The organism is Bartonella sp. B35(2025), assembly GCF_053794465.1.
The window spans coordinates 1,385,131-1,406,328 of sequence record NZ_CP200035.1 but is presented as its reverse complement, the minus strand read 5'-3'; the positions used below and the strand labels follow the sequence as shown (position 1 = coordinate 1,406,328).

18 protein-coding genes are annotated in these 21,198 nt (G+C 36.1%); 12 read left to right on the top strand and 6 right to left on the bottom strand.

Features of this window, described 5'->3' with window-relative positions:
* Window positions 1–62 precede the first annotated feature (62 nt).
* Genes mnmG through V4P56_RS05885 form a run of 4 tightly spaced genes read left to right on the top strand, consistent with a single transcriptional unit; the run spans window position 63 to window position 4,335 of the window.
* Window positions 63–1,931, top strand: coding sequence for a tRNA uridine-5-carboxymethylaminomethyl(34) synthesis enzyme MnmG (gene mnmG, locus V4P56_RS05900; RefSeq protein WP_455482676.1), 1,869 nt, complete (start codon window positions 63–65; stop codon window positions 1,929–1,931).
* Window positions 1,931–2,578 carry a 16S rRNA (guanine(527)-N(7))-methyltransferase RsmG gene (gene rsmG, locus V4P56_RS05895; RefSeq protein WP_455481976.1) on the top strand — a complete coding sequence of 216 codons (648 nt, stop codon included), beginning with the start codon at window positions 1,931–1,933 and terminating at the stop codon, window positions 2,576–2,578. The genes mnmG and rsmG overlap by 1 nt, the downstream gene beginning before the upstream one ends.
* A gap of 6 nt (window positions 2,579–2,584) precedes the next feature.
* Entirely contained in the window at window positions 2,585–3,382 is a 798-nt protein-coding gene (locus V4P56_RS05890; protein WP_455481975.1) for a ParA family protein, read from the top strand.
* Window positions 3,383–3,429: 47 nt separating this feature from the next.
* Window positions 3,430–4,335, top strand: a complete 906-nt coding sequence (locus tag V4P56_RS05885) for a ParB/RepB/Spo0J family partition protein (protein WP_455481974.1) — start codon at window positions 3,430–3,432, stop codon at window positions 4,333–4,335.
* Here V4P56_RS05885 and V4P56_RS05880 read toward each other — a convergent pair whose 3' ends face one another.
* From V4P56_RS05880 to dapF, 6 genes are all read right to left on the bottom strand, one after another.
* Window positions 4,336–4,812 (bottom strand): hypothetical protein, encoded by a 477-nt coding sequence (locus V4P56_RS05880; protein ID WP_455481973.1) that lies wholly within the window; start codon window positions 4,810–4,812, stop codon window positions 4,336–4,338. It abuts the gene before it with no gap.
* A 2-nt stretch (window positions 4,813–4,814) separates the two neighbouring features.
* On the bottom strand, window positions 4,815–5,576 hold the full coding sequence (gloB, locus tag V4P56_RS05875; RefSeq protein ID WP_455481972.1) for a hydroxyacylglutathione hydrolase: 762 nt from the start codon (window positions 5,574–5,576) through the stop codon (window positions 4,815–4,817).
* A gap of 69 nt (window positions 5,577–5,645) precedes the next feature.
* Window positions 5,646–6,335, bottom strand: a complete 690-nt coding sequence (locus tag V4P56_RS05870; protein ID WP_455481971.1) for a septation protein A — start codon at window positions 6,333–6,335, stop codon at window positions 5,646–5,648.
* Window positions 6,332–7,564, bottom strand: a complete 1,233-nt coding sequence (gene ftsY / locus V4P56_RS05865) for a signal recognition particle-docking protein FtsY (RefSeq protein ID WP_455481970.1) — start codon at window positions 7,562–7,564, stop codon at window positions 6,332–6,334. The genes V4P56_RS05870 and ftsY overlap by 4 nt, the downstream gene beginning before the upstream one ends.
* A gap of 25 nt (window positions 7,565–7,589) precedes the next feature.
* On the bottom strand, window positions 7,590–8,861 hold the full coding sequence (mtaB, locus tag V4P56_RS05860; protein ID WP_455481969.1) for a tRNA (N(6)-L-threonylcarbamoyladenosine(37)-C(2))-methylthiotransferase MtaB: 1,272 nt from the start codon (window positions 8,859–8,861) through the stop codon (window positions 7,590–7,592).
* Complete coding sequence (gene dapF, locus V4P56_RS05855) at window positions 8,861–9,712, bottom strand: diaminopimelate epimerase (protein WP_455481968.1); 852 nt, start codon at window positions 9,710–9,712, stop codon at window positions 8,861–8,863. Before dapF ends, mtaB begins: the two co-directional genes overlap by 1 nt.
* A gap of 231 nt (window positions 9,713–9,943) precedes the next feature.
* Between dapF and V4P56_RS05850 the strand changes: the two genes are divergently transcribed.
* The 8 genes from V4P56_RS05850 to lpdA all read left to right on the top strand — a co-directional run bounded on the left by V4P56_RS05850 (window position 9,944) and on the right by lpdA (window position 21,121).
* On the top strand, window positions 9,944–10,483 hold the full coding sequence (locus tag V4P56_RS05850; RefSeq protein WP_455481967.1) for an AprI/Inh family metalloprotease inhibitor: 540 nt from the start codon (window positions 9,944–9,946) through the stop codon (window positions 10,481–10,483).
* A gap of 95 nt (window positions 10,484–10,578) precedes the next feature.
* Window positions 10,579–11,745, top strand: coding sequence for a cell division protein ZapE (gene zapE, locus V4P56_RS05845; RefSeq protein WP_455481966.1), 1,167 nt, complete (start codon window positions 10,579–10,581; stop codon window positions 11,743–11,745).
* A gap of 307 nt (window positions 11,746–12,052) precedes the next feature.
* The gene (mdh, locus tag V4P56_RS05840) at window positions 12,053–13,015 is read left to right on the top strand and encodes a malate dehydrogenase (RefSeq protein WP_455481965.1); all 963 of its coding nucleotides are present in this window, start codon (window positions 12,053–12,055) and stop codon (window positions 13,013–13,015) included.
* Between the two features lie 91 nt (window positions 13,016–13,106).
* Complete coding sequence (gene sucC / locus V4P56_RS05835) at window positions 13,107–14,303, top strand: ADP-forming succinate--CoA ligase subunit beta (protein ID WP_455481964.1); 1,197 nt, start codon at window positions 13,107–13,109, stop codon at window positions 14,301–14,303.
* A 3-nt stretch (window positions 14,304–14,306) separates the two neighbouring features.
* Window positions 14,307–15,209: a succinate--CoA ligase subunit alpha gene (gene sucD / locus V4P56_RS05830; RefSeq protein ID WP_455481963.1), complete on the top strand. Its 903-nt coding sequence runs from the start codon at window positions 14,307–14,309 to the stop codon at window positions 15,207–15,209.
* 160 nt (window positions 15,210–15,369) lie between these two features.
* Window positions 15,370–18,369 (top strand): 2-oxoglutarate dehydrogenase E1 component, encoded by a 3,000-nt coding sequence (locus V4P56_RS05825; RefSeq protein WP_455481962.1) that lies wholly within the window; start codon window positions 15,370–15,372, stop codon window positions 18,367–18,369.
* A 32-nt stretch (window positions 18,370–18,401) separates the two neighbouring features.
* Entirely contained in the window at window positions 18,402–19,682 is a 1,281-nt protein-coding gene (gene odhB / locus V4P56_RS05820) for a 2-oxoglutarate dehydrogenase complex dihydrolipoyllysine-residue succinyltransferase (protein ID WP_455481961.1), read from the top strand.
* A 32-nt stretch (window positions 19,683–19,714) separates the two neighbouring features.
* Window positions 19,715–21,121: a dihydrolipoyl dehydrogenase gene (lpdA, locus tag V4P56_RS05815; protein WP_455481960.1), complete on the top strand. Its 1,407-nt coding sequence runs from the start codon at window positions 19,715–19,717 to the stop codon at window positions 21,119–21,121.
* Window positions 21,122–21,198 lie beyond the last annotated feature (77 nt).

The window sequence follows — 21,198 nt, the reverse complement described above, 5'->3', positions numbered from 1 at the left end:
CATGTATTTTATACATCTTGTTTTACATAAAGTTCAAAAATATTTTACATATGATGAGTTTAATGAAATTATACGACGTTATCATTATCGGGGGAGGTCATGCTGGCTGTGAAGCTGCTTCAGCTTCAGCACGCACTGGAGCACAGACAGTGCTCATTACACATAAAATATCAGCATTGGGAACAATGTCGTGTAATCCTGCCATTGGTGGACTTGGAAAGGGACATTTAGTTCGTGAAATCGATGCTTTGGATGGACTTATGGGGCGAGCAGCAGATGCTGCTGGGATTCAATTTAGGCTTCTTAATCGACGCAAAGGACCAGCAGTAAGAGGACCACGTACACAAGCTGATAGGCAATTATATAAGGAAGCAATTCAAAGACTTTTGCAAGAACAGGATAATCTCTTTCTTATTGAAGATGAAGCTATTGATTTAATTGTTAAAAATAATTGTATTTCAGGAGTTCTTTTAAAAAAACAGGGCGCTATTTTTTCTGGGGCTGTTGTTTTAACGACAGGTACATTTTTAAATGGTCTTATTCATATTGGTGATAAAAAATGGAATGCTGGACGTATGGGAGAGCAGTCAAGTGTACAACTTGCTGAACGCTTGAAAAGTTATGGTATAAATCTTGGTCGATTAAAAACAGGAACTCCTGCTCGTCTTAGTAAAAAAACAATTCATTGGGATATACTCTCAAAACAGAAAGCTGATGAAGATCCAGTTCCATTTTCTTTCTTAACAGAAAAAATTAAGCAACCTCAAATTGAATGTGCAATAACACGTACAAATACGCAGACACATAAAATTATTCGTGAAAATATTCATAGATCTGCTTTATATTCTGGAAATATTGAAGGATTAGGGCCACGTTATTGTCCTTCAATTGAAGATAAAATTATAAAATTTGGGGAGCGTGATGGTCACCAGATTTTCTTAGAGCCAGAAGGATTAAATGATGATACTATTTATCCAAATGGTCTTTCTACTTCTCTTCCAGAAGATGTACAAATTTCTTTATTAAAAACTATAGAAGGTCTTGAAAATGTAACAGTTTTACAACCTGGTTATGCTATTGAATATGATTTTGTTAATCCACAACAATTAACAAAAACCTTAGAATTACGCTCTTTACCAGGTTTATTTTTAGCAGGTCAAATTAATGGTACAACGGGATATGAGGAAGCTGCAGCACAAGGTCTTTTAGCTGGATTAAATGCTGCATGTAAGGTAGGTAAATTAGATAAAGTTATTATAAGCCGTTCTACAGCTTATATTGGTGTTATGATAGATGATTTAGTTTCACGTGGAGTTTATGAACCTTATAGGATGTTTACATCACGTGCTGAATTTCGTTTATCTCTTCGCTCTGATAATGCTGATGCTCGTTTAACACCTTTAGCACAAAAATTGGGTATTATTAGTAAGATTCGTTGGAATTGTTATCAACAAAAGAAGAAACGTCTTGATCAAGCACGATCAATGTGTCAGGAACTTTTTCTAACTCCTAATGAAGCGTCTATTCATGGGTTACATGTAAATCATGATGGAGTTCGGCGTTCAGCTTATGATTTTCTTTCTTATCCTCACATGAATATAGAACGTCTTTCAAATTTTTGGCCACAATTACAATCAATTGATTCTAAAACAGTTGAGTCTTTAGAAATTGAAGCACAATATGCAGTTTATTTAGAAAAACAAGCACAAGACATAGCTTCTCTTCAAAGAGAGGAGCGTTTGGAAATTCCTTCTTCTCTTGATATTCAGTCAATTTCTGGTCTTTCCAATGAATTAAAAACAAAAATTCAAGAAATATCACCGCGTTCAATTGCTGATGCACAAAAAATTGATGGTATGACACCAGCAGCATTATCACTTATTATCACTTATATTCAACGTCATCGACGTGAAAAGGCTAAATCAATTTAATGGATATTTCCATAGAACAAAAATATCAATTGCTCTTAAATATAGTTCCTTCTGTTTCACGTGAAACATTAGAGGATCTAATGTGTTTTGAATCTTTAATAATGCAATGGAATATGCATATCAATTTGGTATCTGCTTCAACAATACCAGTTCTATGGACACGTCATATTTTGGATTCAGCACAAATTTATCCTTTACACAGTCACTTTTTACACTGGTGTGATCTTGGATCAGGAGGAGGATTTCCTGCAATTGTTATTGCTATTTTTTTGAAAGAAAAAAAAGGGGGTCATATTGATTTAGTTGAAAGTAATGGAAGAAAAATAGCTTTTTTACGAACAGTCATTGCTAAGCTTAATCTTCCAGCAACAGTCCACCACTGTAGAATTGAGGATGTATATAAAAAAATATCATCTCCAGACGTGATAACAGCACGAGGATTAGCTTCATTGGATGTCCTCCTACAACTGATTTTTCCTTTATTAACACAAAAAACAATAGCTCTTTTGCAAAAAGGTCGGGATTACGCTACAGAAATAACAAATGCCTCTGCCAATTGGCACTTTGATCTGCTAAAATATAAAAGTAAAATTGATGAAAATTCTGTTATTTTAGAAATTTCTCATGTTCGACCATGTAGAGGGTAAAGCAAAATGAGCGAAACACGAATTATCGCTATTGCAAATCAAAAAGGTGGAGTTGGTAAAACAACCACAGCAATTAATCTTGCAACTGCTTTAGCAGCTATTGGTGAAAATGTTCTTATCATGGATGTTGATCCACAGGGTAATGCAAGTACAGGATTGGGAATTGACCGTAATAGCCGTCCTTTATCATCTTATGATGTTTTGATTTCAGGAATTTCAGTTACAAAAGCAGCTTTAAAAACAGCTGTGCCCAATCTTTATATTGTACCTTCTACACTTGATCTTTTGGGTGTAGAAATGGAAATTGCTTCATATCAAGATCGCATTCAACGGTTGCGTAAAGCTTTCTGTGATGATCCAAAAATGGCTAAAAGATTCAATTATATTTTAATTGATTGTCCTCCGTCACTCAATCTTTTAACTCTTAACGCTATGGGTGCTGCAGATTCTGTTTTGGTACCTATGCAATGTGAATTTCTAGCACTTGAAGGTTTAAGCCAATTGCTTGAAACAGTAAATCAAGTACGATCTATTCTTAACCCATCTTTAGAAATTCAAGGTATAGTTCTAACGATGTATGATGGACGTAATAATCTTTCAAATCAGGTTGTTGAAGATGTACGTTCCTTTATGGGAGATAAAGTTTATCGTACTGTTATTCCAAGAAATGTGCGCGTATCTGAGGCTCCTTCTTTTGGTAAACCAGTATTGCTTTATGATCTCAAGTGTGCTGGCAGCCAAGCTTATTTACGTTTAGCGTCAGAAATAATTCAACGAGAAAAACAATCACAAGCTGCTGCTTAGCAATATAAGAAAAATTATTTTGTAAAACAAATCCAAAGAGAAAAATCATGAGTGATGATCAATCAAAAAAAAGATTAGGGCGTGGATTAGCGGCATTGATTGGAGATATCAATTTGAATAATAATCTTGCATATCCACTAAATTCTGATAAATCGACAAAATTTAATACAATTCCTTTTGTTTCTGAGAGATTTGTACCTGTTGATTCTATTTCGTGTAATCCTCACAACCCACGACGCCATTTTACTGATTCAGAACTTGATAATTTAGCTCAATCAATTCGTCAACATGGTATTGTTCAACCTGTTGTTGTAAGGCCTTCACATAAGAATCCTAATCATTTTGAATTAATTGCTGGTGAACGGCGTTGGCGTGCTGCACAACGGGCTAATTTAAGTCAATTACCGGTTATTATTCGCGATGTAGATGATAAGACAGCCCTAGAATTGGCAATTATTGAAAATGTTCAACGTACTGACCTTAATCCTATCGAGGAAGGAATAGGATATGAAATTTTACTCAATGAGCATGGATATACTCAAGCAGATTTAGCACAAGTTATCGGAAAAAGTAGAAGTTATGTTGCAAATACACTTCGTTTACTAAAACTTCCACAAAAAGTACAACAATTCCTAATCGATGGTCAGATTTCAGCTGGTCATGCGCGTTGTCTTATTACCGTTGATAATCCACAAGATTTAGCTGAAGAGATTATTCGTAAAGGACTTTCTGTACGTCAAACAGAAATACTTGTGTCTGAGAAAACAGATACAAAAGTGAAAAAAAGAACTTCTATAGAGAAGGATGCAGAAACAAAATCCTTAGAAAAATTACTCGGAGATGTAATCGGAATGAGAGTAATTATTCGGCATGGTAAAAAAGGTGGTGATTTAAAAATACACTATTCATCATTAGAACAATTAGATGATATTTGCCGGCGTTTACAAAGTTAATCAATAGTACAAAACAATATAAATTCTATCAATATATTTTTGGCCAAATTCTAAATTACTCAAAGATACAGTATTATTTTTGTGAAGAGAATATTTTTTGATTTTAAGAGACATTACCGCATAGAGTACTTCTTGAAATGCCATAAGACCAAGAACATAATCTCTGGGTGTGATATTATGTTTTTTCAAAATATTGCTTAGCTGCGGAAAATCAGAAACAGAAGCAATACGCTCTTCAATGCTTTTATTATCATCTCTAATATTTCTTGCTCTTTGTTTTGGAGGTAATTTTACAATTTCCTGTTCAATTTGTTCCATTTTTAAAAGGAAACTTTCTGTTAAAGGATAATGTCCAACAATCTTTGGATTAATGATGGATGATGGGAAAAAATGGTTATCTGTTTTCTCTGCTACTGCTATTTTAACATATGTCACCAAAGAGGAAACGAGAAGCCCACGTAATATAAATTTAAACATGATTAAAAATTATCCTTTCTTTTTCGGATTTCAGCAAAGACTTCTTCATCTGTTTTTTCTTTCATCGCAAGGTTTTCTCGTAAAGTGTTATTATCCCAGCGAAGAAAAGGATTGGTAGCTTTTTCTTGCCCTAAAGATACGGGTAAAGTCATGGCGTTTTTTGCACGCAACAAAAAAACATCCTCTACCCTCTGATGAAGTTTTCTATTGTGTGGATCAATAGTTAATGCAAAAAGAGCATTATTTTTTGTATATTCATGACCGCAATAAAGAAGTGTTTCATCAGGAAGATTACGAATCTTTTTTAAAGAATTTAGCATTTGTACTGGTGTTCCTTCAAAGAGACGTCCACAGCCGAGTGAAAAAAGTGTATCTCCGGCAAAGAGTAAATTTTCTTCAGGAAAATAATAAGACAATGCCCCTAGTGTATGGCCAGGTGTTGAAAGAGCTAAAAGCGTATATGTACCAAAGAGTAAATTTTCATCAGGTTGAAGTGTTTTATCAAGGTGATTAATCTTTTTTTTCTCTGCTTCTGGTCCAATAACTGTAGCTTTATAAATTTGTTTTAATTCCATCAATGCTTCTACATGGTCATGATGATGATGAGTTACAAAAATAGCTTGAAGTGTCCAATTACGACGTTTTAAAGCACTATGTATTGCTTTGCTTTCAGGTGCATCAATTGCAGCTGTATAACCGCTTTTTTCATCATGAATGAGCACGCCAAAATTATCTTCTCTACAGATAAACTGCTCAATCAACATGTGTTTTCTCCGTAAATAGTATGCGGCGATAGATTCATAAAAAAACTTATAGCGATAAATGTGTTATGTTTAAGAATCAGGTTTATCTTCTTTTGTAAAAAGATTTTTTGAATGTTTAATAATAATAGGTAATTGCAAAAACATGAATAAAACTGTTATAGGCATGACACCAAATACTTTAAAACTAGCCCAAAAATCATCGCTAAAATTGCGCCAAACTACTTCATTTAAAAAAGCGAGAAAAACGAAAAAAAATGCCCATCGATAGGTAAGTTTTTTCCATCCTAAATCATCAAGTTTAAAAGTGGAATCAAAAACATAACGTAAAAGTGATTTTTTAAAGAAAATACCAGCAAAAAGAATAAAGGCAAATAAGATATTAATAATTGTTGGTTTCATTTTGATAAAAGTGTCATTGTGGAGCCAAAGAGTTAAAAAACCAAAAAAAATAACAAATATCCCTGATATTAAAGGCATGATGGGAATTTTTCGTGTAAGGATCCAAGATAGACTTAGAGCAACAATAATAGCCACCATGAAAATAGCTGTTGCAGGAAAAATAGGTTTACTAAAACTTTTAAAAAGTCTAATGTTGTTTATCAGCCATTCACCTTTATAATTAGCTAGAAAAAAGACAACCAATGGCCCCATTTCTAAGAAAAATTTAAGTTTTTGTGAAGGGGGTAATTTTTGATTATCATGGATATTTTTCAAATTAGGGTTATTGTATAAATTGGGTTTAGGGAAATGTTTCTTCATGAGTATTTTCCTGCAATGGTTGTGGCAAAATCAGAAGAAGAAAAGGGTTGAAGATCCTCAATATTCTCTCCTATACCAATAAAATAAACAGGTAATTTATATTTTTCTGCAATGGCAACAAGAATTCCTCCCCGTGCAGTACCATCGAGTTTTGTCATAATTAAACCATTAACGCCAGCGACATTACGAAAAATATCTACCTGATTGAGCGCATTTTGCCCTGTGGTTGCATCAATCGTTTGAAGTATTGTATGAGGTGCTTGGGGAGTGTGTTTTCCTAAAACACGAATAATTTTTGCTAATTCGTCCATTAATTCAGTTTTATTTTGTAATCGTCCTGCTGTATCAATAATTAGTACATCGCTGTTTTCTTTTTTAGCTTTTTTATAAGCATCAAATGCTAAGCTAGCAGCATCTGCACCTAGTTTGGTTGAAATAACAGGGGATCCTGTGCGCTTCCCCCAAATATGTAGTTGCTCAATAGCTGCAGCACGAAATGTGTCACCAGCGGCTAGCATAACTTTTAATCCTCCTGTAGTTAGTTTTGCTGCAAGTTTTCCAATAGTTGTTGTTTTTCCAGTACCATTTACACCTACCATCAAAATAACATGAGGTTTATGATTAAGATCAAGTTCTAATGGAATTGCAATAGGTTCAAGCACTTTTTTTATTTCATGAGCTACGATAGTGTGAATATCATTTGGAGATAGATTTTTACTATAGCGACTGGAAGATATTGTATTGATAATACGCATAGTTGTTTCTAAACCAAAATCAGCTTGAATAAGGATATCTTCTAATTTTTGCAATGTATCTTCATCAAGTTTTCCTTTAACAAAGAGATCGCTAATAGATTCACTTAAACGTTGTGAAGAAAGGGTTAATCCTTTTTTAAGGTGCTTAAACCATGCTGTTTTTTTCTGTTCAACAGAGGAAACAGGCAAAAGTTCTTCAATTTTTTTTTCACAGATTGTATTCGTAATAGTTATTTTACCAGAGTGCAGTTCAAAAGGTTGAATTTTTTCATTGTTATTTTCAGATGTTATACTTTGTATCTCTGCTGGCTCTTCTTTCTTGAGCTCTACAGAAGGTAAATCATTTTTTATAATTTCACTTTTGTATTTATTTTTTTCTGCCATATTGGCTTCACAAGGAGGGGGAACTTGCTGTATTTTTTGTTTCTTAGACTTGTTAAAAGAGAATACTTTTTTAATAAAAGATTTTGTCATAAGGATTTTCCTGCTCAGGCTACATTCAATTCAAGGGGACAGCAATCAATTTATGACCATCGTGGTCAATGATAAGAGCTTGAACAATTGTTCCAGCTTTTGCACCTTTAATTTGCGCAAGAGTGTAATCTTCTGTTCGTCCAATTTCATCTTTTTCAACAAGAATTGTTTGTTGACTATTTTGTAAGTGAGAGAGATGTTTTTGGTAGGCTTCCTCACCTACCTGTCGTAGCTTTTCTGCACGCATCTTAATTATCTTACGGTTAATTTGTGGCATACGTGCGGCAGGTGTTCCTTCTCTTGGACTAAAAGGAAAGACATGAAGATGCGTTAAGTTACAGTCATTGATCAAAGCCAGACTATTTTGGAACATTTCTTCTGTTTCAGTCGGAAAACCAGCAATTAAGTCAGCTCCATAAATCATTGTAGGACGTTTGGCACGCAAATCCTGGCAAAATTGGATTGCATGTTCACGCAAATGCCGACGTTTCATTCGTTTTAGAATCATATTATCGCCTGCTTGCAAGGATAAATGCAAATATGGCATTATTCTTTTTTCATAAGCTAAAAGATCTATGAGTTCTTGATCTGCTTCGATGGAATCAATTGATGAAAGGCGTAATCGAGATAAATCAGGAACATGATGCAAAATAGTTGAAGTTAATTTTCCTAAAGTAGCTTTTCCAGGTAAATCATGTCCATAGCTTGTGAGATCAACACCTGTTAAGACAACTTCTTGAATACCATTGCTTGTTAACCGTTTAATTTGTTCAATGACGGCGCCCATAGGAACTGATCGTGATGGTCCACGGCCATAGGGGATAATGCAAAATGTGCAGCGATGATCGCATCCATTTTGTACTTGTACAAAGGCGCGTGTGCGTTCTTCCATTGCATCAACCATATGTGGAGCAATTTTTTGTACTTCCATGATGTTATTGATGCGTAGTTTTTCATCATGGTTGATGCCGAAATCGGGGAATTGACGATAGGAATGGGCGTGGAGTTTTTCTTCATTCCCTAGAACAAGATCCACTTCTTTCATTAGGGCAAAATTTTTTGCTTCTATTTGTGCAGCACACCCTGTTACAATAATGCGAGCACGGGGATTTTTACGTTTTGCTTTTCGAATAGCCTGTTTTGCTTGTCGCACGGCTTCAGCAGTGACAGCACAGGTATTAAATATAATGGAATCATCTTTGAGTTGATCTAATCCAGAAGAAGCACTTTCTTTACGTATAATTTCCGATTCGTAGCTATTAAGCCGACAACCAAAAGTTATAATTTCTATTGCCATTAAAAGTGATCCTTTTTATATATTCCTGTTAAAGGGTTTAAAAAACCACTAAATTCATATTGGATTGAACCTGTCATGACAATACTATTGTTTTTTTGATAAAAAATATTAAGTGTCCCTCCTGGTAAATTTACATCGATATGGCGTTCTGTTAGTCCTCGTCGGTAGGCAGCTACTGCGCTGGCACAAGCAGCACTGCCGCACGCTTTCGTTAATCCAACTCCTCGCTCCCACGTTCGTAGATTTAGACTTTTCCGCGATGTTACATGAGCAATGGAAATATTGCACCGTTCTGGAAAAAGGGGGTTATGTTCAAGTTTTGGTCCATATTTTTCTAATGGAATGTATTGAATATTGCTATCAACAAAAAAAATAGCGTGAAGATTTCCAACAGATACAAGGCAAGCATCCTTTAAGGGCCCTTCTGTAATTTCTACATGATTTGTATCAATTATTTCACGTGAAACAGGCATATCTTTTGCATTAAATTGTGGGCATCCCATGTTCACAGCAATCAACCCGTTAGTTTGACGTTTACCTTCAATAATTCCAGCAGGTGTTTCTAATCGAAAGTTTTCACCGAGATTGTGGTCTATAAGCCATGCAATTACGCAGCGGGTACCATTGCCACAAGCCTTTGCCATTGAACCATCGGCATTCCATATTTCAATGCTAAAGTCAGCCTCACTTTTAGTTGGTGGATAGATAGCCATTATTTGATCAAAACGTGTTTGGGAGTCTGCTGCTAAAGCAAAGATTGCTTGTTGTGTGATAGCATGTACACTTTTACGCATATCAGCAACAATGATTTGATTTCCAAGACCGTTCATTTTACTGAATGGTATTTTCATAAAATTTCTCTATTTTTAGTGATTGTTCATAAAATATATGATTGAAAATCTTATAAATTTCTAGTGTTTTATAAATATAAAATTAACAATAAAAGTTATTATTTTTCAAAATTAACAATTTTCATTTTATTTTTTTAAGTTTGTTAATTTATCTTTGTAAAATACTGTATATGAATTCTCATTTATTAATTTAAAGTGGGCTTATTTATCGTTGTGGGAAAGAGTATAGATATGGCATTTTCAAAAATTTTATTTTTCGTTGCAGTATCATCTATAATTATTTTAGGTGGTTGTTCAATATCGCAGTTTGAAACTAATGGTAGAAGCAATACATCAGGAGTTTCTTATCCTATTCAACAAATGTCAACACCTGAAATAATGACCGATTTATCAACATCTAAAACAGTAGATACTTCAGCGTATGAAAAAGAGGATTCTCGCAGTAATGAACAAATGGCTAATCTTGAATTGCCAAATGGGTCTGGGTCTGCCAATTTGTTTCCTGCAAGTATTGCTGGAGTATGGAATCTTTCCATAGGTAATAAAATTTGTAGAATTGCAACACCACAAACAAAATTTGGTCAAGGATATCGTGCTGGTCCTTTAAATTGTCCAGGAATTATTTCACAGATAAATTCGTGGGCTATTAAAGGAAAAAGATTATATTTCTATGATAATTCAGGACGTGCTGTTGTTACTCTTTATTCCTCCAACGTTGATCATTTTAAGGGGCGTACACTTGATGGTCATCCGGTTATTTTAAGCCGTTAGATTGTTTTGAATTGTCTATGAAAAAAAATATATGCATAGATCTGTGAAGAGAAGTTGAACTTCATTAAGAACGGTTTTTAAAAGGGGGAATTTGGATGATTTTAGTTTCAATGAGCTATGAAAAATTAGTATCCAAAGGAGAACTCAGTTTTGATCCAGCTCAATTAACTTTAGCTAAGCATTTGGATGATTTATTACAAAATATTATAAAACAAAATGTTACTCGATCTTGGATATTTCGGCATCTTTTTACGAAAAAAAAACAAACTTATACTCGTAATTTAAAACAAAATGATGCCGAAGATTCTCTTCAAGGGTTGTATATCTATGGTGAAGTAGGACGAGGTAAAACCATGCTTATGGATTTATTCTTTTCTTGTTTACCACAAGGTCATAAAAAACGCGCTCATTTTAATGATTTTATGGCCAATGTGCATGAGCGTATTAATATTTATCGCCAAACCTCAAAGTATGTAAAAGCTGGAAAAAATGATCCTATTTTAGCAATTGCAAGAGATCTTGCGCAAGAAGCGCAAGTACTTTGTTTTGATGAATTTAGTGTTACAGATATTGCTGATGCTATGGTACTTGGGCGCCTTGTATCTGCTTTATTTAATCAAGGGATTTTTTTTGTTGCTACTTCAAATGTTGCTCCTGATAACCTTTATTATAATGGTTTAAACCGAGAGCTCTTTTTGCCTTTTATCCAAGTTTTGAAGACAAATGTTCGTGTTATCAATCTTGATGCAAAAACAGATTATCGCCTTGAGAAATCAAATTTGCAACACGTGTATATAACACCGTTGGGGTTAGAAGCAAATGAACGTATGGATCAAATATGGGCACTAGTATTGCAGGATCAGAAAGAGACATCTGATGAACTCTTTATAAAAGGGCGTGTTATTCATATTCCACGTTCTGGGGCAGGCTGTGCGCGCTTTGATTATCAAGATTTATGTGGTAAGCCCTTAGCTGCAGCTGAATATTTAGCGTTAGGAGAATGTTACCATACAATTTTTGTTGATAATGTCCCAGTGATGGATGATATGTGTCGTAATGAAACAAAGCGATTTATTTTATTCATTGATATTCTTTATGAGCGCCATATAAGATTGTTTATATCAGCAGCGGCAAAACTTGAAGATCTTTATAAGGGATATGCAAAAACAACAGAAACATTTGAGTTTCAAAGAACGCAATCACGTCTTTTTGAAATGCAAAGCCAGGATTACTTAAGTATTTGGGCAGAGCGATTTTTTTGAAGAAAAAAACGCGATTATCACTTTGTTTTTATGAAAATTATGAAAACAATAACTTTTTGAATTTAAATACAGTGTAATAATTTTTATTGTATTTTTGAATAATTCATTTTATCGATGTTTCATGGCAAGTTTCTAATAACTATTTTCGTAGAGGATTTTTGCCTCTATGAGGAAAAGGGTTTGATGAATTTTATGCCTTCCTCATTTTAATAATACTGTTAAAAATAGAGCTAAAGTCAAAGGAAGTATTCAGTATACAGGTACCGATGGTTATACGCTGAATTGTCTAATGTTAGGAAGAAATAAGATGGCACGAAAAAAAATAGCTCTCGTTGGTTCGGGTATGATTGGTGGTACTTTAGCCCATATAATTGGGCTTAAAGAACTTGGTGATGTTGTTTTGTTTGATATTGCAGAAGGCATACCACAGGGTAAAGCTCTTGATATTGCTGAATCTTCACCAATTGATGGTTTTGATATCAGCTTAAAAGGTGTTAACGCTTATGAAGCAATTGAAGATGCTGATGTTGTTATTGTAACAGCAGGAGTTGCACGAAAGCCTGGTATGAGTCGTGATGATCTTTTAGAGATTAATTTAAAGGTGATGGAGCAAGTTGGTGCTGGGATTGAAAAATATGCCCCTTCAGCATTCGTTATTTGTATTACTAATCCTCTTGATGCAATGGTGTGGGCATTACAAAAGTTTTCAGGTCTTCCAACGCAAAAAGTGGTTGGTATGGCTGGTGTTCTTGATTCGGCACGGTTTCGTTATTTTTTATCTGAAGAGTTTAAGGTTTCTGTTAAAGATGTAACAGCATTTGTTTTAGGAGGGCACGGTGATTCAATGGTGCCTTTAGTACGTTATTCAACAGTTGGTGGCATCTCTTTGCCCGATCTTGTGAAAATGGGCTGGACAACACAGGAAAAGATTGATCAAATTATCCAGCGGACTCGCGATGGTGGTGCGGAAATTGTCAGTTTATTAAAAACAGGTTCTGCTTTTTATGCACCAGCAGCTTCTGCTGTTTCTATGGCTGAAGCTTATTTAAAGGACACTAAACGTGTTATTCCTGTTGCAGCCTATCTTTCAGGTGAATATGGGGTTAAGGATATGTATGTTGGTGTTCCTGTTGTTATTGGTGCGAGCGGTGTTGAACGTGTAATCGAGATTGATCTTAATCAAGAGGAAAAGAGCGCTTTTGAAAAATCAGTGCATGCAGTAAAAAAGCTTTGTGAAGCTTGTGTTGCTATTGCATCTGGTCTCAAATAAATTGAATAAGATTCTGTTCATTAAAGTAAAAATTTAAAATATTAAAAATTTAAGGATCGATTAGTGATCCATAAAAGAAAAGGACAAGTGAATGAATATCCATGAATATCAGGCAAAACGTCTGCTTCATGAATATGGAGCACCAATTGCAAATGGTGTTGCTGTTTATTCTGCAGAGCAAGCTGAAAAATGGGCAAAAAAATTGCCTGGTCCGCTCTATGTAGTTAAAAGTCAGATCCACGCTGGTGGTCGTGGTAAAGGGAAGTTTAAAGAACTTGATCCTGATTCAAAGGGTGGTGTTCGTCTTGCAAAGTCAGTTGAAGAAGTTGTTTCTTATGTTAAGGAAATGCTTGGTAAAACTTTGGTGACCAAACAAACTGGTTCAGAAGGTAAGCAAGTTAATCGCCTTTATATTGAGGATGGTGCTGATATCGAGCGAGAGCTTTATCTTTCACTTTTGGTTGATCGTACAGTTAGTCGGGTTGCTTTTATTGTTTCAACGGAAGGAGGAATGGATATTGAAACGGTTGCTGAAAAGACGCCAGAAAAAATATTAACTCTCCCCATTGATTCTATACAAGGTGTTACTTCTACTGATTGTATAAAGCTTTGTGATGCGTTGGAATTACATGATAAGGCGCGGGAGGATGGTGAAAAGCTTTTTCCAATTCTTTATAAAGCGTTCTGTGAAAAAGATATGAGCCTTCTTGAAATCAACCCACTTATTGTAATGAAAGATGGTCATTTGCGTGTTCTTGATGCAAAAGTTTCTTTTGACAATAATGCTTTATTTCGTCATCCAGATATTTTGGAATTACGTGACATTTCAGAAGAAGATCCAAAAGAGATTGAAGCATCAAAGCATGATCTTGCTTATGTTGCTCTTGAGGGTACGATTGGTTGCATGGTAAATGGCGCAGGTCTTGCTATGGCAACTATGGATATTATCAAACTCTATGGAGCTGAGCCCGCAAATTTTCTTGATGTTGGTGGTGGTGCTTCAAAAGAAAAAGTAACTGCTGCTTTTAAAATTATCACTGCTGATCCGAATGTTAAAGGCATTTTGGTCAATATTTTTGGTGGCATTATGCGTTGTGATATCATTGCTGAAGGGGTTGTTGCTGCTGTTAAAGAAGTTGGTTTACAAGTTCCTTTGGTTGTTCGCCTTGAAGGTACGAATGTTGAGCAAGGTAAAGCAATTATCAGTGAGAGTGGTTTGAATGTTATTTCTGCTGACGATTTAGATGATGCTGCTCAGAAAATTATTTCTGCAGTGAAAGGAGCTTAAGCCATGTCGATTCTTATTCATCAGGATACAAAAGTTCTGGTTCAAGGACTTACTGGGAAGACCGGAACTTTTCATACAGAACAGGCATTGGCTTATCATAACACAAAAATGGTTGGTGGCATTAACCCCAAAAAAGGAGGTGAAGTGTGGAAGGGATCAAAAGGTGAAACTCTTCCTATTTTTGCTAGTGTTGCAGAAGGTAAAGAAAAAACAGGGGCTGATGCTTCTGTTATTTATGTTCCTCCTGCAGGAGCTGCAGATGCGATAATTGAAGCCATTGAAGCTGAGATCGGTTTAATTGTCTGTATTACAGAAGGTATACCGGTTATGGATATGATTAAAGTTAAAGTTAAATTAGAGCAATCGAAATCACGTTTAATTGGTCCTAACTGTCCAGGTATTCTCACTCCTCATGAATGTAAAATTGGTATCATGCCAGGTTCTATTTTTAGAAAAGGGTCTGTTGGAGTTGTTTCGCGGTCAGGAACTTTAACTTATGAAGCTGTGTTTCAGACGAGTCAAGAAGGTCTTGGACAGACAACTGCTATTGGTATTGGTGGTGATCCTGTTAAGGGTACGGAATTTATTGATGTGTTGGAAATGTTTTTGGCTGATGATGAAACCAAGTCTATTGTCATGATTGGTGAGATTGGTGGTTCTGCTGAAGAAGAAGCAGCACAATTTCTTAAGGATGAAGCAAAAAAAGGTCGTAAAAAGCCAATGGCTGGTTTTATTGCTGGTCGTACAGCTCCTCCAGGACGTACGATGGGTCATGCTGGTGCTGTTATTTCTGGTGGTAAGGGTGGAGCAGAAAATAAAATCTCTGCAATGGAATCGGCGGGGATTCGTGTTTCACCTTCACCATCACAAATAGGGAAGACTTTAATGTCGGTTTTGAAGGGGTAAAAGAAAATTTTATCTGGGTAAAGATTCATCTTTATCCAGATAAAATCTCAGATATAAGAAAGTAAAAAGTTTTTGCAATTTTTTAGCCCTTATTTGCTTTGCAGGCACTTAAAGGTTAAGAGGATATTAAGGAGACGGAATAGATGTTCCGGAGAAGGATATGGCAAAGCAAGACGAGATAAATAGTCTTTTTGCACAAACGTCGTTTCTATATGGTGGAAATGCAGATTATATAGATCAACTTTATGCTGAATATGAAAATGATCCTACGAGTGTAAATCCACAGTGGCGTGCTTTTTTTGAGACTCTTCAAGATAACAAAGAAGATGTTCTCAAAAATGCTAAAGGAGCCACTTGGCAACATGATCATTGGCCATTAAAGGTAAATGGAGAACTGGTTTCTGCACTTGATGGCGATTGGTCTGTTCTGGAAAAAAATCTTAGTGATAAATTAAGAGAAAAAGCAGCAACTGGCACTGCACAAAAGGAAAAAAAATTCAACGAACAGGACATTATCCAAGCAACACGTGATTCTGTTCATGCACTCATGATGATTCGTGCTTTTCGAGCACGTGGACATCTTCGCGCGCGACTTGATCCTCTTGAATTAGCTGAAAAATTAGAAGATTATAAAGAATTATCTCCGGAGGCTTACGGTTTCACACCTGCTGATTATGAGCGTCCAATTTTTATTGATAATGTTTTGGGTTTGGAATATGCAACTATTCCACAAATGCTTGAGATTCTTAATCGTACCTATTGTTCAACAATTGGCGTGGAATATATGCATGTGTCTGATCCTACTCAAAAGGCGTGGCTTCAAGAACGTATTGAAAAATCAGATAAAAGAATTGCTTTTACACATGAAGATAAGAAAGCTATCTTTAATAAGCTTATTGAGGCAGAAGGTTTCGAACAATTTTTAGATATAAAATATAAAGGAACAAAACGTTTTGGTCTCGATGGTGGTGAGGCACTTATTCCTGCTCTTGAGCAGATTATTAAATGTAGCAGTGCTTTAGGTGTGCAAGAAGTTGTTTTAGGAATGGCGCATCGTGGTCGTTTGAATGTTCTTTCACAAGTTCTCGCTAAGCCACATCGAGCTATTTTTCATGAATTCCAAGGAGGATCTTATAAACCCGATGATGTAGAAGGATCTGGTGATGTAAAATATCATTTGGGAACTTCAGCTGATCTTGAGTTTAATGGTAAAAAGGTTCACCTATCACTTGTACCCAATCCATCTCACCTCGAAATTGTTGATCCAGTTGTTATTGGAAAGACACGTGCTAAACAAGACCAACTTGTGGGTCCTACACGTACTGACGTTATTCCATTAAGCGAGCGTTCAAAAGTTTTACCATTGCTTATTCATGGTGATGCTGCTTTTGCAGGGCAAGGTGTTATCCAAGAAACGTTTGGTCTTTCAGGTCTAAAAGGTTACCGTGTTGCGGGTTCTGTTCATGTGATTATCAATAATCAGATTGGATTTACAACTGATCCACGCTTTTTACGCTCTTCTCCTTACCCATCAGATGTAGCAAAAATGATCGATGCACCAATTTTTCATGTGAATGGTGATGATCCTGAAGCTGTTGTTTTTGTTGCAAAGGTAGCAACAGAATTTCGTCAAATTTTTCATAAACCAGCTGTGATCGATATGTTCTGTTACCGCCGTTATGGACACAATGAAGGTGATGAACCGTCTTTTACACAACCACTTATGTATAGAGCAATTCGTAATCATAAAACGACTCTTCAGCTTTATAGTGATCAGTTGGTAGCAGAAGGGGTGATTTCTTTAGAAGAGATTGAACAGCGAAAAAAACTGTGGCGTGATAAACTTGAAATTGAATTTAAAGCAAGTACTTCTTACAAACCCAATAAAGCTGATTGGCTTGATGGAAGTTGGACAGGTCTTAAAGCTTCTAGTAATGCTGACGAGCAGCAATATAAAACGACGGGCGTTGAGTTACAGACTTTAAAGGAAATTGGTCAGAAGCTTGTTGAGATTCCACCAAATTTTCATGTTCATAAAACCATTCAGCGCTTTTTGAGTAACCGTGCTAAGATTTTTGAAACTGGTGAAGGAGTTGATTGGGCAACAGCGGAAGCTTTAGCTTTTGGTTCACTTTGTTTGGAGGGCGTACCTGTTCGTCTTTCTGGTGAAGATGTTGAACGTGGAACTTTTTCGCAACGTCATTCAGTTCTTTATGATCAAGAAAATGAAGCACGTTATATCCCTTTAAACAATTTGCGAAAGGGACAGGCAATTTATGAAGTTGTTAATTCCATGCTTTCTGAGGAAGCAGTTCTTGGTTTTGAGTATGGATATTCGTTTGCTGAACCTTGTAGTTTAACACTTTGGGAAGCACAATTTGGTGATTTTTCTAATGGTGCACAGGTTATTTTTGATCAGTTTATTTCATCTGCAGAGCGTAAATGGCTTCGTATGTCTGGTCTTGTATGTTTATTACCTCATGGTTTTGAAGGTCAAGGACCAGAACATTCTTCAGCGCGTTTAGAACGTTATCTGCAATTATGTGCAGAAGATAATATGCAGGTTGCTAATTGTACGACTCCCGCAAATTATTTTCACATTTTGCGTCGGCAAATTAAACGCGATTTTCGTAAGCCATTGATTTTGATGACACCAAAATCACTTTTACGTCATAAGCGAGCTGTTTCTTCTTTAAATGAAATGGGATTGGAAACCAATTTTCATCGTCTGTTACTTGATGATGCAGAGTGTGTTAAAAATTCTGTTATTAAACTGAAAAAAGATAATAAAATTCGTCGTGTTGTTCTTTGTACAGGTAAGGTTTATTATGATCTTTATGAGGAACGTGAAAAGAGGGGGGCTGATGACATTTATTTGCTGCGTGTTGAGCAGCTTTATCCTTTTCCTGCAAAAGTTTTAGTGAATGTGTTGTCACGCTTTTTACAAGCGGAAATTGTTTGGTGCCAAGAAGAGCCAAAAAACATGGGGGCTTGGTCATTTATTGAACCTTATTTAGAGTGGGTTTTGACTCATATTAATGCACAATATTCGCGCGCACGTTATGCTGGGCGTCCTGCGAGTGCATCACCAGCTACTGGATTGATGGCGAAACATCTTGAACAACTTGCCGCGTTTCTTGAAGACGCGTTAGGTTCTTAATTTATTACTACTCTGACGTATGGAAAAATATTATGACTACTGAAATTCGTGTTCCCACTTTGGGTGAATCGGTTACTGAAGCGACAATTGGCAAGTGGTTTAAAAAACCTGGTGAATCTGTTGTTGTAGATGAACCTTTAGTTGAATTAGAAACTGATAAGGTAACAGTTGAGGTTCCTTCGCCTATTACGGGAAAGTTATCTGAGGTCATCGCAAAGGAAGGCGATACGGTTGAAGTTAATGCTCTCTTAGGGATAATTGAAGCCGTAGCTGTTGATACTGCTCAATCATTTTCGCCTTCTGTTTCTGCTACACCTATTTCAGAGGGTGTATCTAGATTGGAGCCATCTTCTACAAGTGATACAATACGTTCTGCATCTGCAGTATTGGAGAAGTCTTCTACGCGTGACACAATACCTCCCACACCCTCAGCAGCAAAATTAATGGCTGAAAATAATATTGCAAAAAGCAATATCACAGGTTCTGGAAAACATGGGCAAATTCTCAAAGAAAATGTTCTTGATGTATTAGCACAAAGAATACAAAATACAAAAGCACCTGATACAAAAGTATCTGTTTCTGCACCTACTGCTCCAGTTACATCGGTTTACGAAATGCGTGAAGAGCGGGTTCGTATGACGAAGTTACGTCAAACAATTGCTCGTCGTCTTAAAGATGCGCAAAATATAGCGGCAATGTTAACTACATTTAATGAAGTTGATATGTCTGCAGTGATGGATTTACGCAAGCGGTATAAGGATATTTTTGAGAAGAAACATGGTGTTAAGCTTGGTTTTATGGGATTTTTTACTAAAGCTGTTTGCCATGCTTTAACAGAACTTCCCGCTGTTAATGCAGAAATTGATGGTACAGACATTGTTTATAAAAACTATGTCAATGCTGGTATTGCTGTTGGAACTGATAAAGGGCTTGTTGTTCCTGTGGTTCGTAATGCAGATCAGATGTCATTCGCAGAGATTGAAAAAGAAATTGGTCGTTTAGGTCGTCTTGCTCGTGACGGAAAATTAGCTGTCTCTGATATGCAAGGTGGAACCTTTACTATTACCAATGGGGGTGTTTATGGATCGTTAATGTCGACACCAATTTTGAATGCACCACAATCTGGTATTTTAGGAATGCATGCAATTAAAGAGCGAGCAGTAGTTGTTGGAGGTCAGATTGTAGTCCGCCCTATGATGTATTTAGCACTTTCTTATGATCATCGTATTGTAGATGGACAAGAAGCTGTGACTTTCCTTGTACGTGTTAAGGAAAGTTTAGAAGATCCGGAACGTCTTGTTCTTGGCTTGTAAGAGTTCAGTTTTCAGAATAAAAGGAAAAACAGATGTCTTATGATGTAGTTGTGATTGGAGCAGGTCCAGGTGGTTATGTAGCAGCAATTAAAGCAGCACAATTAGGGCTAAAAGCAGCAATCATTGAAAAGCGTTCAACGTTAGGTGGTACGTGCCTTAATGTTGGCTGCATTCCTTCTAAAGTGTTATTACATGTTTCAGAGTTATTTGTTGAAACACAACATAATTTTGAAACACTTGGTATTTCTATTGCAAAATCTAAACTTAATCTTGAGCAAATGATGGCGCATAAAAAAGCTGTTATAACAGCAAATACAGGTGGTATTTCTTTTTTAATGAAAAAGAATAAAGTTGATACTTTTTTTGGTACAGCTAAGATTTTAAGTGCAGGTCAAATTGAAGTTGTTGCCAAAGATGGTAGTCAACAAACGATTACAACAAAGAATATTGTTATTGCTACTGGTTCAGAAAGCTCAAGTATTCCAGGTGTAAATGTTACAATTGATGAAAAGGTCATTGTATCTTCTACAGGGGCGCTTTCGCTTGAAAAAGTGCCAGCGCATATGGTTGTTGTTGGTGCTGGTGTTATTGGTTTAGAGCTTGGTTCAGTTTGGAGTCGTTTAGGTGCTAAGGTTACAATTATTGAGTATCTTGATAAAGTTTTAGGATCAATGGATGGTGAAATTTCACGGCAATTTCAGAAATTGATGAAACAGCAAGGGATTGAATGTAAAACTGGTATGAAAGTAACAGATGTTACTCAATCTGGTTCGGCTGCACAGGTGACTTTTGAAGCTATCAAGGATGGTACGTCTGAAATTTTAGAAGCTGATGTTGTATTAATCGCTACGGGACGTTATCCCTACACAGAGGGTCTTGGTTTAGCAGAAGTTGGTATTCAATTAGATGAGCGTGGTTTTATTACAATCGATGCGAATTGGCAAACGAGTATTCCAGGAATTTATGCAATCGGTGATGTTGTCAAAGGACCCATGTTAGCGCATAAAGCTGAGGAAGAGGGTGTGGCAGTGGCTGAAATATTGGCAGGTCAAAAAGGACATGTTAATTTTAATACTATCCCTAGTGTTGTGTATACACAGCCAGAAATTGCTAGTGTGGGAAAGACAGAAGAAGAACTTATAGCTGCTGGAATTGATTACAATGTTGGAAAGTTTCCTTTCATTGCTAATGGTCGTGCACGGGCAATGCAAAAAGGCGATGGGTTTGTTAAAATTCTTGCTGATAAAAATACGGATAGGGTTTTAGGTGGGCATATTCTTGGGTTTGGTGCTGGTGAAATGATTCATGAAATTGTAGTTTTGATGGAATTTAATGGATCATCAGAAGATCTTGGGCGTTGTTGCCATGCACATCCTACTTTATCAGAAGCAGTGCGGGAAGCAGCATTAGCAACATTTGCTAAACCACTTCATGTCTAGAAATGTTTTTTAAGGGAGCTTTATAATACTTCTTCAATAAGTATAATAGGTGCCTTTCATTTGTATGATTTGATAAA